This window comes from Kutzneria sp. CA-103260 (assembly GCF_018263855.1).
Lineage (GTDB): Bacteria > Actinomycetota > Actinomycetes > Mycobacteriales > Pseudonocardiaceae > Kutzneria.
Genome location: NZ_CP073318.1, coordinates 5,514,113 through 5,529,580 on the forward strand (window position 1 = coordinate 5,514,113; position 15,468 = coordinate 5,529,580).

9 protein-coding genes are annotated in these 15,468 nt (G+C 70.9%); all 9 read right to left on the minus strand.

Translation table 11 applies throughout. The features are described 5' to 3' along the window. Positions 1-34: 34 nt before the first annotated feature. Positions 35-1,321 (minus strand): aminotransferase-like domain-containing protein, encoded by a 1,287-nt coding sequence (locus JJ691_RS23950; protein ID WP_249228142.1) that lies wholly within the window; start codon positions 1,319-1,321, stop codon positions 35-37. Beyond that, entirely contained in the window at positions 1,318-2,385 is a 1,068-nt protein-coding gene (locus JJ691_RS23955) for an alpha-hydroxy acid oxidase (RefSeq protein ID WP_211770952.1), read from the minus strand. Before JJ691_RS23955 ends, JJ691_RS23950 begins: the two co-directional genes overlap by 4 nt. Beyond that, on the minus strand, positions 2,382-3,407 hold the full coding sequence (gene hppD, locus JJ691_RS23960) for a 4-hydroxyphenylpyruvate dioxygenase (protein WP_211770953.1): 1,026 nt from the start codon (positions 3,405-3,407) through the stop codon (positions 2,382-2,384). Before hppD ends, JJ691_RS23955 begins: the two co-directional genes overlap by 4 nt. A gap of 178 nt (positions 3,408-3,585) precedes the next feature. Next, positions 3,586-5,106: an AMP-binding protein gene (locus JJ691_RS23965; protein WP_211770954.1), complete on the minus strand. Its 1,521-nt coding sequence runs from the start codon at positions 5,104-5,106 to the stop codon at positions 3,586-3,588. Beyond that, positions 5,087-6,121 carry an LLM class flavin-dependent oxidoreductase gene (locus tag JJ691_RS23970; protein WP_211770955.1) on the minus strand — a complete coding sequence of 345 codons (1,035 nt, stop codon included), beginning with the start codon at positions 6,119-6,121 and terminating at the stop codon, positions 5,087-5,089. The genes JJ691_RS23965 and JJ691_RS23970 overlap by 20 nt, the downstream gene beginning before the upstream one ends. Before the next feature lie 3 nt (positions 6,122-6,124). Next, the gene (locus tag JJ691_RS23975) at positions 6,125-7,144 is read right to left on the minus strand and encodes a MupA/Atu3671 family FMN-dependent luciferase-like monooxygenase (protein ID WP_211770956.1); all 1,020 of its coding nucleotides are present in this window, start codon (positions 7,142-7,144) and stop codon (positions 6,125-6,127) included. Positions 7,145-7,161: 17 nt separating this feature from the next. Then, entirely contained in the window at positions 7,162-11,724 is a 4,563-nt protein-coding gene (locus tag JJ691_RS23980) for a non-ribosomal peptide synthetase (protein WP_211770957.1), read from the minus strand. A 35-nt stretch (positions 11,725-11,759) separates the two neighbouring features. Beyond that, on the minus strand, positions 11,760-12,743 hold the full coding sequence (locus JJ691_RS23985; protein ID WP_211770958.1) for a ParB/RepB/Spo0J family partition protein: 984 nt from the start codon (positions 12,741-12,743) through the stop codon (positions 11,760-11,762). 323 nt (positions 12,744-13,066) lie between these two features. Next, complete coding sequence (locus JJ691_RS23990; protein ID WP_331474438.1) at positions 13,067-15,319, minus strand: ATP-binding protein; 2,253 nt, start codon at positions 15,317-15,319, stop codon at positions 13,067-13,069. Between the last annotated feature and the right edge of the window lie 149 nt (positions 15,320-15,468).

Consider the following 15,468-nt stretch of genomic DNA (forward strand, 5'->3'; position numbering starts at 1 on the left):
CCCTTTCGAAGCCGTGACTCACGTGTGCGGGTGGTCAGCCGAGGCGCTCGGCGACGAGCGCGGCCAGCGCGTCCAGACCGGTCTCGATCTCGGCCGGCGTCACCACGCTGACCGACAGCCGGAGTTGGTGCTCCCCACCGGTTCCGCCGTAGAAGTGCGACATGGGGGTCCACAGCAGACGGTGCTGTTCGGCCGAGTGCACCAGCAGCTCGTCGTCGACCGGGAACGGCACGGTCACCACCACGAAGAAACCGCCGGCCGGCGCGTTCCAGGTGACCGGCCCGCCGGCCGGGAACCGCCGCGCCAGACCGGCGAGCATGCGCGCCATGTTGTCGGCGTACCGCGCGCGGATGCCCTCGTTCGCGGCGGCGAGGCTGCAGTCGGTGGCCAGCAGCTTGCCCCCGACGATGGCCTGGGCCACCGGCGAGGTGTTGACGGTGACCATGCTCTTGATCTTGCCGAGCTGTTCGGCCAGCGACCGGGTCTCGCCCGAGCGGGTGCGCACGGGCTGGTCGGCGACGACGTAGCCGACGCGGACGCCGGGCAGCGCGGTCTTGGCGTACGAGCCCAGGTACACCACGCGCCGCCCGTGGTCGAGCGCCTTGAGGGTGGGCAGCCGGTCCTGGCCGGTGTGGAACAGCCCGTACGGATTGTCCTCCAGCAGCAGGAAGTCCTCGCTCTCGGCCACGTCCAGCAGCCGCTTGCGGGTGTCGGTGTCCATGCTCGCGCCGGATGGGTTGGCGAAGTCCGGCATCACGTAGCAGCCGCGTACCCGCAGCCCGGTCCGCCGGGCCGCGCGCACGGTCCGCATCATGTCGTCGAGGTCGATTCCCGCTGTGCCGGTCGCCACCGGCAGCACCGGCAGGTCGACCAGCCGGGCCGCGCCGGTCAGGCCGACGTAGGTGGGGGCCACAGCCAGCAGCACGTCGGCCTCGCGGGCCCGCAACGCCCGCAGCGTCAGGAACATCGCCTCCTGGCACCCCACGGTGACCACAATGGACTCCGGGTCCACGGTGATGCCCTCGTCCACGTGCAGGTTGCGGGCGACCAGCTCCCGGATGACGCCGTTGGTCGGGCCGTACTGGAAGATCGTGCGCTGCACCTCGGCCTCGCCGAGCCCCCGTTCCTCCCGCAGGTAGCGGCAGTACCGGTCCAGGTGCTCGTGCAGGTCGTCGAGGCGGAAGTCGGTCTCGGCCGGGCGGCCGGCGGCGAAGGCGATGGCGTCCGGGTAGCGGCCGGCGATCTCGTTGAGGAAGTTCATCGACGCCAGCCCGGCGTCCTCCAGGGCGCCGTTCAGGTCGGCCGTGGTCATGTCGATCATGTCGCTCCCACCGTTGCAAGCTCCCGGGCGGCGGCCAGCTCCGCGCACCCGGTCAGCACGAGGCTCTCGACCAGCTCGGTCCGCAGCGTCGACAGCACGAGGCCGACGTCGTCCACCGCGAGCCCCCACAGCACCGGCCGCCCGAGCAGCACCCCGTCGGCGCCGAGCGCGATCGCGCGGAGGACGTCGGTGCCCGTGCGGACTCCGCTGTCCAGCAACACTTCCGCGCGGCCGGCGACTTCGGCGACGACCCCGGGCAGGGCGGCCACGGCCGCCGGGGCGCCATCGAACTGCCGTCCCCCGTGGTTGGACACCACCACCGCGCCGGCACCGGCGTCGATCGCCGCGCCGGCGTCCTGCGGGTGGAGGATTCCCTTGACCACCAACGGCATCTCGGTCCGCTCACGCAACCACCCGAGGTCGGACCAGGTCAGGGTGGGGTCGAACATCACGCCGGTGTGGACGGCGACGGCCGAGCCCGCGCCGCGCCGGCGGTGGGCCTCGGTCGCCGATCCACCGGCGAGGTGCACGGCGTGCACGTCGGCCGGCAGCGTGAACTCGTTGCGCAGGTCGCGACGCCGCCTGGCCATGATCGGCACGTCCGCGGTCAGCACGAGGGCCCGGCAGCCGGCAGCCTCGGCCCGCCGGACAATGTCGGCCATCAGCTCGCGGTCCCGCAGCCAGTACAGCTGGAACCACAGGTCCGCACCGGTTTCGGCAATCTCCTCGACCGGGCAGCTGCTGAGCGTGCTGACCGTGAACGGCACACCGGCCGCAGCCGCGGCCCGCGCGGCGGCCAGCTCGCCCTCGGCGTGCAGGAGCTTCTGGTAAGCCATCGGCGCCACCGCCACCGGCATCGCCGCGGGCCGGCCCAACAGCGTGGTGTCGGTCGCGGCGGCGCCGATCCCGCGCAGCAGCCGCGGCAGCAGCGCCACCTCGTCGAACGCCGAGCGGTTGGCCCGCAACAGTCTCTCGTCGCCGCTGCCGCCGGTGACGAAGTCCCACACGGCGGCGGGCACGCGCTGCGCCGCCCGGCGCTCGATGTCGGCCAGGCAGACCGTCACCGGTCGGCCTGCTGTCGCTCGACCGCCTCGTACAGGGCCTTGATGTTGCCGCTGCCGAAGGTCCGGGCGCCCATCCGCTCGATGACCTCCATGAAGAAGGTGTTCCTGGGGTGGGTCGAGCGGGCGAAGATCTGGAACAGCTGGCCGTCGTGGTCCTCGTCGACCAGCACGTTGAGCTCGCGCAGCGCCGGGACCGAGTGCTTGGTCAGCTCCAGCCGCTCGCCCAGCATGTCGTAGTACGCGCCCGGGGTGCGCAGGAACTCGACCCCGGCCGCGCCCAGCCCGCCGACCGCGGCCACGATGTCGGTGGTGGTCAGGGCGATGTGCTGCACGCCCGGGCCGTCGTTGTCCTTGAGGAACGAGTCGATCTGGCCGGAGTCGCGGGTCACGTCCGGCTCGATCAGGGTCAGCGTGACCGCGCCCGACCGGCTCTGCACCACCTGCGAGTTCATCGCCTGGCGGCCGACCTCGATGCGCTCGGTGAAGATCATTTCGAAGTCCAACGCCCGCTCGTAGAACTCGACCGTCGGGGCCAGCTGACCGGCCTCCAGGCAGACCGCGAAGTGGTCGATCTCGCCGAACCGGCCGGCCGGCGCGGCGGCCCCCGGCACGAGGCCAGGCAGCAGCCGCTCGTCCACGCCGTCGGCGCGGTCCACGAAGGTGTGGGTGATGTCGCCGAAGCCGCCGATCGTCGCGGTGGTCACGCCGTCGCGGGTCTCCGGCCGGGCGACCACGGACGCCCCCTTGGCCACTGCCTCCTCGAAGGCCGCCCGGGCGTCGGGCACGCGCAGCGCGATGTCGGCCACGCCGTCGCCGTGCCGCTCCACGAAGCCGGCCGCGGGGTGGTCCTCGCCGCCGGCCGCGACCAGCACGAACCGGACGTCCTGCTGGCCGAGCGCCACCGACCGCACGCCGGCCGGCCGGCCGGCGGCGGCGTAGCGGGTCAGGCCGTACTTCTCGGTGAACTCGGCGGACGCGGCGTCGATATCGCCGACATAGAACTGAACATGGTCAACCCGCATGACTGGAGCTCTCCTTTTCGGCTTCGATCAGCCCCTGTCCCGACTGCCGAGAACCGGCGCTCGGACAAATACGAGGACGTCTCCCACAACGAAGGCGACCGGGTCAGAATAGGACGGCTCCCCCGCTCGACGCCACCGCCGTTCAACTGCCCGCACTGGTCAGTCGAACACGCCGATATCAGGCCGGGCTCACCAGTTCGCGCAGAATCGCCTTGCGATCGACTTTCCCATTCGCATTGCGCGGAAAATCGTCCTGGATCACCACTTCCGCCGGCACCATGTAGGCCGGCAGCCGGGTCCGCAGGGCGGTCAGCAGGACGTCCGGCGCGAGCCCGACCCCGGTGCACACGGCGGCCAGCCGGGGCTCGTCCGCACCCTCCGACACGGCCAGGACCAGGGCGTCCCGCACGCCGGGCTGCGCGAGCAGCACGGCCTCCACCTCGCCGAGCTCGATCCGGAAGCCTCGGATCTTGATCTGCTGGTCCACCCGGCCCTGGTGTACCAGGCCGCCGTGGTCGGCCACGACCCAGTCACCGGTCCGGTACCACAAATCGTCGGTCAGCGGTGTGGTTTCGTCGAGTACGACGACCTCGCCGCCGTCCCAGCGCACAAAACGGCCCACATTGTCGACTGCGTTCAAGTACCCGGGAAAACGCTGCGGGCCGCGAACGCACAACTCACCCGCCGTATCCGACGGTCCGTCGGGGCCGATCAGCAGCTGTTCCTGGCCGGGATAGAGGTTGCCTATCGGTATCGTCCCGTTGGCCGTGTGTGGCCAGTCGGCCACGTTTCGGGGCAGCCGGTATTCGGCGCAGCTGATGGTCAGTTCGGTCGGCCCGTACAGATTCTCCAGCTCGCCGTTCACCGCCGCGGCCCGCCAGGCCTCGGCCTGGTTGCGGGTCAGCTGCTCGCCGCAGAACAGGCTCCAGCGCAACGTCGGCATGCTGTCCGGCGGCAGCGCCCGCAGCCGGCGGGCGAAGGACACCGCCGACGGCACCGAGAACCAGTGCGTCAGCTCCCGGCCCGCGACGTACCGCGAGGGAGCCATCAGCTCGGCCCGGTTCGGCACGACCAGCGTGCCGCCGCCGGCCCACGTCGCGAACAGATCGAAGACCGACAGGTCGAAGGTCAGGTCGAAGGTCTGCGAGACGCGGCTGCCCGGGCCGATGTCGTAGCGGGGCACGACATGTCCCAGATACGCGGTGACGTTGCCGTGCCGGATCGGCACGCCCTTCGGGACGCCGGTCGAACCCGAGGTGAACAGGATGTACGCGATGTCGTCGGCATTCCCGCGGTACGGCGGCAGCGCGGCCGCCGGCGCGGATCGAGGCGACCGGTACAGCATCGGCGCCGGCAGCTCCACCTCCATGCCGTCTTCCACCAGCACGAGGTCGAGCCCGGCCGCCGCGGCGACGGCCGCGTTCCGCGCCACCGGGAAGGCGGCGTTGAGCGGCACCACCGTGGCACCAAGCCGTTGCACCGCAAGGTAACCGGCATACGCGAACAAGGTCCGACCGGCGGCCAGCAGCCCGATCCGGCGAGGCGCCGTGCGGTGCTCCGCGAGCACCGCGGCGGCCAGCCCGTCGGCCAGGTCGCTCAGTTCCCGGTAGGTCAGGCGGTCCTCGCCCACCTCGATCGCGACCTCGTCGCCGTGCCGGGCCACCGAGGCCGCGAACAAGTCATAGAGGGTCCGAACCATGGCTCGCCCTTCCTCCCCGGTCGGCCGTGAGCTTGAGGGCGATCGCCGCGTGGTGCAGGTCCTCCTCGTCGAGGAGGCCGTCCAGGATCACGGTGGACACGCCCAGCGAGAAATAGCGCTGCAGCAGCTCACCGACCTCGGCGTGGCTGCCGACGAGGTACGGCGAGAACGTCCGCGACGACCGGAACGGGTAGAGCCAGTAGACGTCCTCCCGCACCGGCGACCGCGAGACGTCGTCCGCGAGGTTGCGGTGCCACCGCGATTCGGTGCGGGTGGCCGAGAGGTCGTGCAGCTGCTCGCCCTCCGCCGTGACCGGGAACCGCTCGCGGGCCACCCGCCACGCCTCCTCCGAGCTGTCCCGGGCGATGATCCCGAAGCCGACACCGCTGCCGGCGAACGGCAGGCCGGCCGGCTGGTTGTCGATCTCCTGCGGATAGGCCAGCCGGGTCGCGCCGAGTGCCTGCTGGGTGCGGCGACAGGCGTCGGACGCGCCGGAGACGAACATCTTGGGGAACAGCCGCGTGACCTGGTCGGCCGGCAGCCGCGGCGAGAGCCGGACGCCGTTGAGCCGGTAGTGGTCCCCGGCGAACTTCAGCGGTCGCTCCTCCAGCAGCATGCGCTGCACGATCTCGCCGTACTCCCGCAGCCGGTCGTACCGGTCGTCGTGCGGCAGGGCACAGCCGACCTCCCGCAGGTGCCGGGCGAACCCGCCGCTGACCAGGTTCAGGTCGACCCGCCGGCGGAACAGGCCGCCGATCGTGTTGATCATCCGGACGGCCGCCACCGGGTGGCTGTAGACCGGGTTCACCGCGACCAGCGGGGCGATCCGGTCGGTGTGCCCGATGATCAGCTGGGCCAGCAGCCACGGGTCCAGGCTGCGGTTGTCGGTGAACGTGAGGATGCCGGCGAAGCCGGCCTCCTCGGTGTGGCCGGCCACGTCGACGATCCGCCCGCGGTAGCGGTCCAGCGCCTCGCCCGCCCGCATCGGCGGGATCGAGGTGTAGATGGCGGTCATCGCTCAGCCCAGGAACTGCGCCGCGAACCGCTTGATGCCGTCGAGCACGGCCTCCGGCGGCAGGCCGAAGTCGACCAGGCAGGCGATCTCGCCGACCCCGGCCGAGCCGACCCTCTCGATCATCTCGCCGATCTTCTCCACCGACCCGAGCAGCGAACCGTGCTCGTAGTACTTGTCGAACGCCACGTCCAGCAGCTCGTTGACCATCTCCTCGTCCTCGGCCGCGGCCGACACGTCGGACCGGCCCCGCCCGGACAGCTCGCTCTGCTTGAGCGACAGCGCCGAGCGCAGGTAGCCGCGCATCGCCTCGCCCACGGTCGACCGCACGTCCTCGCCGATCGCGCCGGCGTAGGTGTGCAGCATCAGCGTCACCAGGCCGTCGGCCCCGCCGAGCTGGCCCCGGTACGCGGCGATGTTGTCGGCGAGCGCGGGCAGGTCCTGCCCGATCATGTGGGTCAGCACGTTCACCCGGTGCCGGCCGGCCTGCTCGAACGTGCCGCGGCTGCCGCCGCTGGTCGCCCAGACCGGGATCTCGGCCTGCACCGGCTGCGGCTGGATGCCCACACGCAGCGTCTCGCCGGCGCCGTTGCGGCGTTCGACCTGCCCGCCGGACCACAGCGTCCGCAGCTCGCCGAACTGCTCCCACATCACCTCGCGCCGGTCGGCGAAGCGGTCCGGGGCGAGGGCGAAGTCGTTGGCGTTCCAGCCGCTGCCGATCGACACCGAGACGCGGCCGCCGCTGAGGTTGTCCACCATGGACCACTCCTCGGCGACCCGGATGCTCTCGTGCAGCGGCGTGATCACGCTGCCGGCCCGCAGGCCGATGTGGCGGGTCGAGGCGGCCAGGTGGGCGGCCATCACCGCCGGGTTGGGGAAGATGCCGCCGAAGTCGCCGAAGTGCCGCTCCGGCACCCAGACCGCGGCGAAGCCGAGGTCGTCGGCCAGGCGGCTGGCCTCGAGCACCAGGTCGTAGCGACCCCGCTGACGCGGGGTGCTCGAGAAGAACATGATCGAGTAGTCCACGGTGGCGGTGCTCCCCTTCAGGCGGTCGGACCGTCGACCGGCAGCCGGCTGACCCGGCTGTCGAGGTCGGCGGCGGTCAAGGCGTGCAACAGGTTGAGGTAGTGCTCGGTCAGGCGGGCGACGGTGGCCGGCTCGAACAGGTCCTGGCTGTACTCCATGCCGCCGACAACGGCGTCGCCCTGCTCCTTCAGCGACAGCGTGAGGTCGTACTTGGCCACGCCCGGGTCGATGTCGGCCATCTCGGCCGTCAGCTCGGGCAGCCGGAGCTCGGTCACCGGCGTGTTCTGCAGGATGAACATCACCTGGAACAGCGGCGGATAGCTGCGGCTGCGCCGCGGCGCGAGCTCCTCGACCAGCTTCTCGAACGGGACGTCCTGGTTCTCGTAGGCCTTCAGCGCGGTGTCGCGGACCCGGGCCAGCAGCTCGGCGACGGTCGGGTCGTCGTCGAGCCGGGTCCGGATCGGCAGCGTGTTCACGAAGAACCCGATCAGCCGCTCGAACTCGGTGCGGGTCCGGTTGGCCATCGGCGTGCCGACCGTGATGTCGGTGCGGCCGCCGAACCGGGACAGCAGCACGTTGAACGCGGCGAACAACACCATGAACAGCGTGACGTCCTGGCGCCGGCCCAGTTCGCGCAGCCGGTTCGTCAGCTCGGGCGGGATCGTCAGCGGGGCCCGGGAGCCGCGGAAGGTCTGCGCGTGGGGCCGGGGGCGGTCGGTGGGCAGCTCCAGCAGCGGCGGGGCGCCGGCCAGATGCTCGCGCCAGTGGCGAACCTGGTCCGTCAGCTGGCCGTTGGCGAACAGGTCTCGTTGCCACGCCGCGAAATCGGTGTACTGGATGGGCAGCGGCGGCAGCACCGTCTCGATCGGACGGTCGTCGCCGCCGGCCAGGTGCCCGTACAGCGCGGTCAGCTCGTTGATCAGCACCGTCTGCGACCAGCCGTCGAAGACGATGTGGTGCACGGTCAGCACCAGCGTGTGCGCATCGGGCGCGGTGTGGATCAGATGGGCCCGCACCAGCGGCCCGGTGGCGAGGTCGAACGGCCTGGTGGCAATGGCCTTCACCAGCTCGGCCACGTCGTCGGCGCGGTGCCGGGTCGCGTCGTGCTCACCGAGCCGCAGCCGGAATTCGCCGTCGATGCGGGGCTTCGGCTGGCCGTCGTCGACGGCGAACGCGGTGCGCAGCGTCTCGTGCCGGTCGGTGATCACCTGCAGCGCGGTGCGCAGCGCCGCGACGTTCACCTTGCCCCGCAAGCGAAGGATGACGGTGCTGTGGTAGGTCGCGGTGTTCGGTGCGAGCTGGTCGAGGAACCACAACCGGTCCTGCCCGAACGACAGCCCGGCCGGCTCGGACCGCCGCCGTGGCCCGGTCCGGGCCGGGCTCTCCCCCGCGCCGGCGACGATCGCCGCGATGCCGGCGACGGTCGGCGTGTGGAAGAACGCTCGGAGGGGAATCTTCCGCTCCGGGAAGGCTTCCCGCAGGCGGGCGAGCAGCGCCATCGCCAGCAGCGAGTGGCCGCCGAGGGTGAAGAAGCTGTCGTGGACGCCGATCGACTCGGCTGGCCGGCCGAGCGTGGCCGACCACAGGTCGAGGATCCGCTGCTCGGTCTCGTCGCGGGCGCCGGTGTGGTCGCCGCCGGCGAACGTCGGCTCGGGCAGCGCCGCCCGGTCGAGCTTTCCGTTGGGGGTCAACGGGATGGCCGTGAGCGCGACCACAGCGGCCGGGATCATGTAGTCGGGCAGGCTGGTCTTGAGGTGGTCGGCCAGCGTCGCCGGAGTCGAGCCGTCGGCGGTGGCCACGTACGCGACGATCCGGGCGTTGTCCGGCGTCGGCTGGTCCAGCACGGCCGCGGCCGCCTGCACCTCGGGGTGGCGGGTCAGCGTGTGCTCGATCTCGCCGAGTTCGATGCGGAAACCGCGCAGCTTGATCTGGTGGTCGACGCGGCCGAGGAACCGGATCGTCCCGTCGGCCTCGTACCGGGCCAGGTCGCCCGTGCGGTAGAGCCGCTGGCCGGGCTCGCCGGAGAGGTGGTCGGGGATGAAGCGCTCCGCGGTCAGCCGGGGCCGGCCGTGGTAGCCGCGGGCCAGGCCCAGGCCGCCGATGTGCAGTTCGCCCGGCACGCCGACCGGCGTCGGATTTCCGTGCCGGTCAAGAATGTGCAGCCGGTGGCCGGGCAGCGGGCGGCCGATCGCCGGTTCCCGCTCGGCGTCCGGATCCACCACGGCGCTGGAGCACCAGACAGTGGCCTCGGTCGGCCCGTACATGTTCCACAGCCGGCCGGTCTTCGCACCGAGCTGGCGCGCCAGGTCGGCCGGCAGCGCCTCGCCGCCGCACAGCGCCCGCAGGGTCGGGTCGCCCGGCCACTGGGACGCCAGCAGCTGGCGCCAGCCGGACGGCGTGGCCTGGACGATCGACGCGTTCGACCGCGCCAGCAGGCCGTGCAGCAGGTCGCCGTCGACCGCGGTGTCCTCGTCGACGATCTCCACCGTCGCGCCGCAGCTGAGCGGCATGAAGATCTCCAACGCCGAGATGTCGAAGGAGATGGTGGTCAGCGCCGGCAGCACGTCCTGCTCGGTCGCGTTGTACATCTCGATCGAGGCCAGCATGTGGTTGACGATGCTGGCGTGCTCGATCATCACGCCCTTGGGTTTGCCGGTGGATCCCGAGGTGTAGATGACGTATGCGAGGTCGCGCGCCGTCGTGCGGGCATCGGGCCGCTCGGTCGAGCGGCCCTCGACCTCGCCGTCGTCGTCGAGGGCGAGCGCGGTCGTGGTCTCCGGCAGCAGGGATCGCAGGTGGGTCTGGGTCAGCGCGAGCGATGCCCGCGCGTCGTCCAGGATGTGGTGCAGGCGCTGCTGGGGATGCGACGGATCCAGCGGCAGGTAGGCGGCGCCGGACTTGAGGATGGCCAGCAGCCCCACCAAGGTGTCCAGCGATCGGTCGACGAGCAGCGTGACCATCGCGCCCGGCTTCGCGCCGTGGTCGATGAGCCACCACGCCACCCGGTTCGCCCGCTCGTCGAGTTCGCGGTAGCAGAGCCGGTTCTCCCCGTGCCGGGCGGCGATCGCGTCCGGCGTCTTGTCCGCCTGCGCCTCGAACAACTGGTGCAGGCCAGGATTGATCGGCGCCGGCGCCGGCTGGGCGTTCCAGTCCCGGGTGATGCGCCGGTGCTCGTCCGGCGACAGCATCGGCAGCCGGCTGACCCGCGTGCCGGAACCGGCATCGGCCAGCGCCCGCAACAGGTTCAGGTAATGCCCGGTCAGCCGGGTGACGGTGGCCGGCTCGAACAGGTCCAGGCTGTACTCGATGCCGCCGCTGATCACGTCGCCCTGTTCCTTCAGCGACAGCGTGAGGTCGTACTTGGCCACCCCCGGGTCAACGTCCACGACCTCAGCGGTCAGACCGGGCAGCCGCACCTCGTTGGTGGGCGTGTTCTGCAGGATGAACAGGACCTGGAACAGCGGCGAGTGGCTCAGGTCGCGTTCCGGCGCGAGCTCCTCGACCAGCTTCTCGAACGGCACGTCCTGGTGGTCGTACGCCTTGAGGGCGTTGCCGCGGACCCGGTCCAGCAGCTGCGCGACCGTCGGGTCGTCGTCCAGCCGGGTCCGAATGGGCAGGGTGTTGACGAAGAAGCCGATCAGCGGTTCGAGGTCGGTGCGGGTCCGGTTGGCGACGGGCGTGCCGACCGTGATGTCGGTGTGTGAGCTGTACCGGGACAGCAGCAGCGTGAACCCGGCGAACAGGGTCATGAACAACGTGGCGTCGTGCTGCCGGCCGAGGTCCCGCAGCCGCCGCGTCAGGTCGGCCGGGATCGTCACCGCGGACCGGGCCCCGCGGAAGGTCTGCGCGGCGGGCCGGGCGTGGTCCGTCGGCAGCTCCAGCAACGCCGGCGCGCCGGCGAGGTGATCACGCCAGTACGCGATCTGCTTGTCCAGGTGGCCGTCGGCGAACTGCGTCCGCTGCCACGCCGCGAAGTCGCCGTACTGGATCGGCAGCGGTGGCAGCACGGTCGCGCTGCCACCGACCAGCTGGCTGTAGGCCGTGGTCAGTTCCTTCACCAGCACCGACTGCGACCAGCCGTCGAAGGCGATGTGGTGCACCGTCACCACCAGCGTGTGGGCCGTGGGCGCGGTGCGGATCAGCAGCGCGCGGATCAGCGGCCCGGTGGCGAGGTCGAACGGTTCGGCGACGGACGCCAGGATCGCCGCCTCGACCTCGTCGGCGCCCAGTCCCTCGGCGTCCTGCCGTGCGAGCTCGATCCGGTGGCCCGGCTCGATGCGGACGTCGGGCCGGCCGGCCGCGACCGGGAACGAGGCCCGCAGCGTCTCGTGCCGGTCGACGACCGTCTGCAGCGCCCCGCGCAAATCCTCGGCCCGCACAGTGCCGGACAAGCGAAAAACAAGCGCACTGTTGTAAGTTGCGGTATTCGGTGCGAGCTGGTCGAGAAACCAGAGCCGCTCCTGCCCGAACGACAGCGCTGCCGTGGCGCCGTCCCGGCGAGGAATGCCGAACTCCTCCGCCGGACCGAGCCCCTCGGCCTGCAGAAGGCGGTCGAGCAGCAGCCTACGGACCTCAGACATGAGCACCCCAAACCAAACCCGAAAGTTGCTGAGTCTCAGGAAGCGCGCTGTTCGAGATAGCGCATGATCTCGAGCCACGCCTCGCCATTGCGGCGCGCCAACTCCGCGATCACCTCCACGCAGTGCGACGGCACATTGTCGACGTACTGCTTCCACTGGACCACACCCGTCGTCTGCGCGTCCAGCCACCGCAGAAGAGCACGTCCCGCTTCGGAGAAACGCAATGAAGGATCTTTTCGCAGCATGTGCAGCACCGTGTCGAAGTCGGGGCCGGCCGGTGCATTCCGACTGCGAACCGCACCGTCGGTCCGGGCACTCTCCCGCGTTTTCTTCTCGGGCCGCGACGCGCGCAGACCGTCGGGCACGGGGTGCGCCCCGTCTCGCAGCCGGTTGCGCACGTCCAGCGCCGTCGCCGGCGAGACGCCGGCGGCCGCGGCGATCTGCCGGATCGACGCCTCCGGCCGGCTCTTGATCAGCTCGCTGGCCAGCAGTCGTCCTTCGACCTGGTCAACCGGCCGGACCCGGCCATCCCGGCCGATCCGCGCGCCGGCGTTCAACTGCCCGGGCTGGTCACTCGAACGGCGCCGGACCGCGCCCACGCTGGTCCACGACACCCCGGCGACCGCCGCGACCTTCCGGTCCGACCACTCCGGCCGGGCCACCACGATCCGGGCCACCGCCGCCATTCGGTCGGCCTGCGACAACGGCAGCCCGTGCGCGACATTCGATTCGACAGCTAGGATGAACGCGCTGTCGTCATCACCCTCGAAAAAGCGCACCCGAATCTGGGTGTCGCCCCGCAGTATCGCCGCCCGCAGCCGGTGCACACCATCGACCACCCGCATCGACGATCGCTGCACCACAATTGGCGGCAACACCGCGTTCGAATCGGCGAGCAGCCGAGAATGCTCGTCACTCGCCCCATCCAGCCGCGGCGAGTCGCCCGCGACCAACAGCCCAATAGACACCATCTCCACCGCGGAATCAATACCGCGGGCGGCGACCAGTTGATCAACCATAGCGAAGTCAACCCCCCGTGCTCCGGAACCCAGTTTCCCGTCGGCGGCGTCGACAACACCGTGGACGCTTCGAGCCACCCCGCTCGATTACGTCCCACCGCCTCCGCGGTTATGCCGCGTGACAGTCACTATGCACTTTCGACGTCCGCGACGGCGGCCAACCGTGTGGACATTTGTGGCCAGCCCGGCCACACCGCGAAGAAATAGCACTCCACCTGCGAATAGACCCCGCCGGCTGACGCCAGCGGGGTCGAAAGTCGTGTGGTCAGGAGGCCGAAGGCCAGGACGGACAGTTCATGGGGCCGAGCCGGGTGTGAGGTGGCTCAGGCGGTTCGGCGGACGACGATGTCGGTCCGCGTCAGCACTTCCGAGTGTTCCTCATCTTGGCGGCTCATGCGGCTCAGGACGTGCAGGGCGGCCGAGCGGCCGTCGTCGTCGCAGCGGGCGGTGGCGGCGTGCTGGCATTCGACGACGGGCCGGCCCAGCATGTCGAGGACGTAGCTCTCGCCGAGGTGGTCGCCGACCTCGTGCAGGACGGACCGCACGTGCTCCAGCTGCGAGCGGGCCTCGTCCGCGTGGCCCAGCCGACGGCCGAGCTCGGCCTGGTGGGCGATGGCCACGGCGCCGGCCCAGCGGTCGCCGAGATCGGCGAAGATCTCGACTGCCTCGGCCAGCAGGCGCGGCGCGGCCACGTGCTGGCCGAGCTCGGCCGCGACGGTGCCGAGGCCGAGCAGGCTCCAGGCCTGGCCCGCCCGGTCGCCGATGCGGCAGCGGATGGCCAGCGCGGCGTCGAAGTACTCCCGGGCCCGCTCGAACCGCCGCAGGTCGAGCCAGCCGTGGCCGAGGTTGTGCAGCATGCACGCGTGGCCGGCGTCGTCACCGAGGTCACGGGCCTGGACCCGGCCGACCTCGTTCATCTCCAGCCACGTCGGCGAGGCCCCACGCCGGCAGTAGTGGTCCCACATGGCGATCGGCAGCTGGTAGGCGAACTCCGGGAAGCCCCAGTCGGCGGCGGTCCGGACAATCGCGGTCAGCGCCGCCAGCTCCTCGTCGCACCAGGACGCGGCCCCGGCCCGCGACTCGACCGCCACCAACCGCTCCCGGCTGGCCGCCAGCGGGGAGCGCCGCCGGTACGGCGCCATGGCCTGGTTCGCCGCCGAAGCCATGGCCAGGCACCACAGCAACAGCCGGCGCTGGGCGGCGCGACGGTCGGTCTCCCGCTCGTCGACGTGCGCGCGCTCCAGGGCGTAGGCCCGGGTCAGCTCATGGAACTGGTAGCGGTCGCGCGGCGTCCGCTCCAGCAGGTGCATGCTGATCAGCAGGTCCAGATGGTGCCGCGTGCGGGTGACGGACCAGCCGGCCAGCGCCGCGGCGGCGGCCACGCCGCAGTCCGGGCCGGGGTGCAGGGCCAGCAGCCGGAACATCCGCGCGGTGTCCGCGGCCAGATAGTCGTAGGACCACGAGAAAACGACCCGCACCGCTGTCGAATCGTCCTCCGTGGCCGACAGGAAATCCAGCCGGTCACCCGCAGATTCGAGATCGAGAACCAGATCCGCCAGCGTCCGGTGATCATTCCTGGCGACCCGTTCCGCGGCGACCCTCAATGCGAGCGGCAGATGAGAACACCGAATCACGAGCTCATTTGCCCACTGCCGCTCGGCGGCCACCCGGTCCTCGCCAACGATTCTGCCGATAATCGCGCCCGCATCAGCCGAATCCATCGGCTGGACCGGAACAATGACCGCGCCTTCCCTGATCACCAGCCCGGAAAGGCGACGCCGGCTCGTCAGCAGGACGACGCAGTCCGAGGCACCGGGCAGCAGCGGCCGAACATGGGCCGAGTCCTTGGCATTGTCCAGAACGATCAGCAGTCGACGCCCGGCGACAATGCTCCGATAGAGCGACGCCCGCGCGTTCTCGTCCTCCGGGATGGAACCGGCCGCGATTCCCAATGCCAGCAGGAACTCCTTGAGCACGGTGGACGGCAGCGCCGCCGCCGTCCCGGCGTAGCCGCGCAGGTCGGCGAACAGCACGCCGTCGGGGTACTGACCAGCGACTTCACGGGACCAGTGCAGGGCGATACTGGTCTTGCCGACCCCTGGCGACCCACACAGTGCGATCAGGATGGGACAGCTGTCGCCATTCGCCCGGGCCACCGCCTCGTCGATTCTCTCGAACTCCGCGCGCCGACCCACAAAAAAGGCGGCGCTTGCCGGCAACTGCGCCGGCCGGCGGTGGAAAATCGCCGCCAGCTCCCCGCGCGTCCCCAGCGCGCGGTCCAGCTGTTCGGCCAGATCACGGGTCGGCGCCCGTTCCCCGCGTTCGACTTTCGCCAGATGACTGTGGTCGTAGTTTGTGCGCTCGGCCAACGCCCGATACGAGACGGAACCCCGCAAACTCGAAAAAAGCCGGCGAAATGCTTCATGTTCCGAGCGTGACTTCCGCGCAGACCCAGCCGTCATTAGCGCCCCCCGTTTGCCCCCCCTTGGTCCAGTCGGACTCGGCCATCTAACCACACGCTCCCGCGGCGGCGCAGCAAGTCGACCGTGACTCGACAGTGTGGTCGACGCGAACATGTGGAGCGAGCGTTCACAATCACGCCCTTACCTCGGGCCGTCTACGTCCAGCAGCTCCTTGCCGCCTTCAACGAGAAGCACGGCCTCCAACCGCGGACCGCTACGATCATGAAGACTGCGGCGAAATCGCGCATGATTCCGACGAGCCC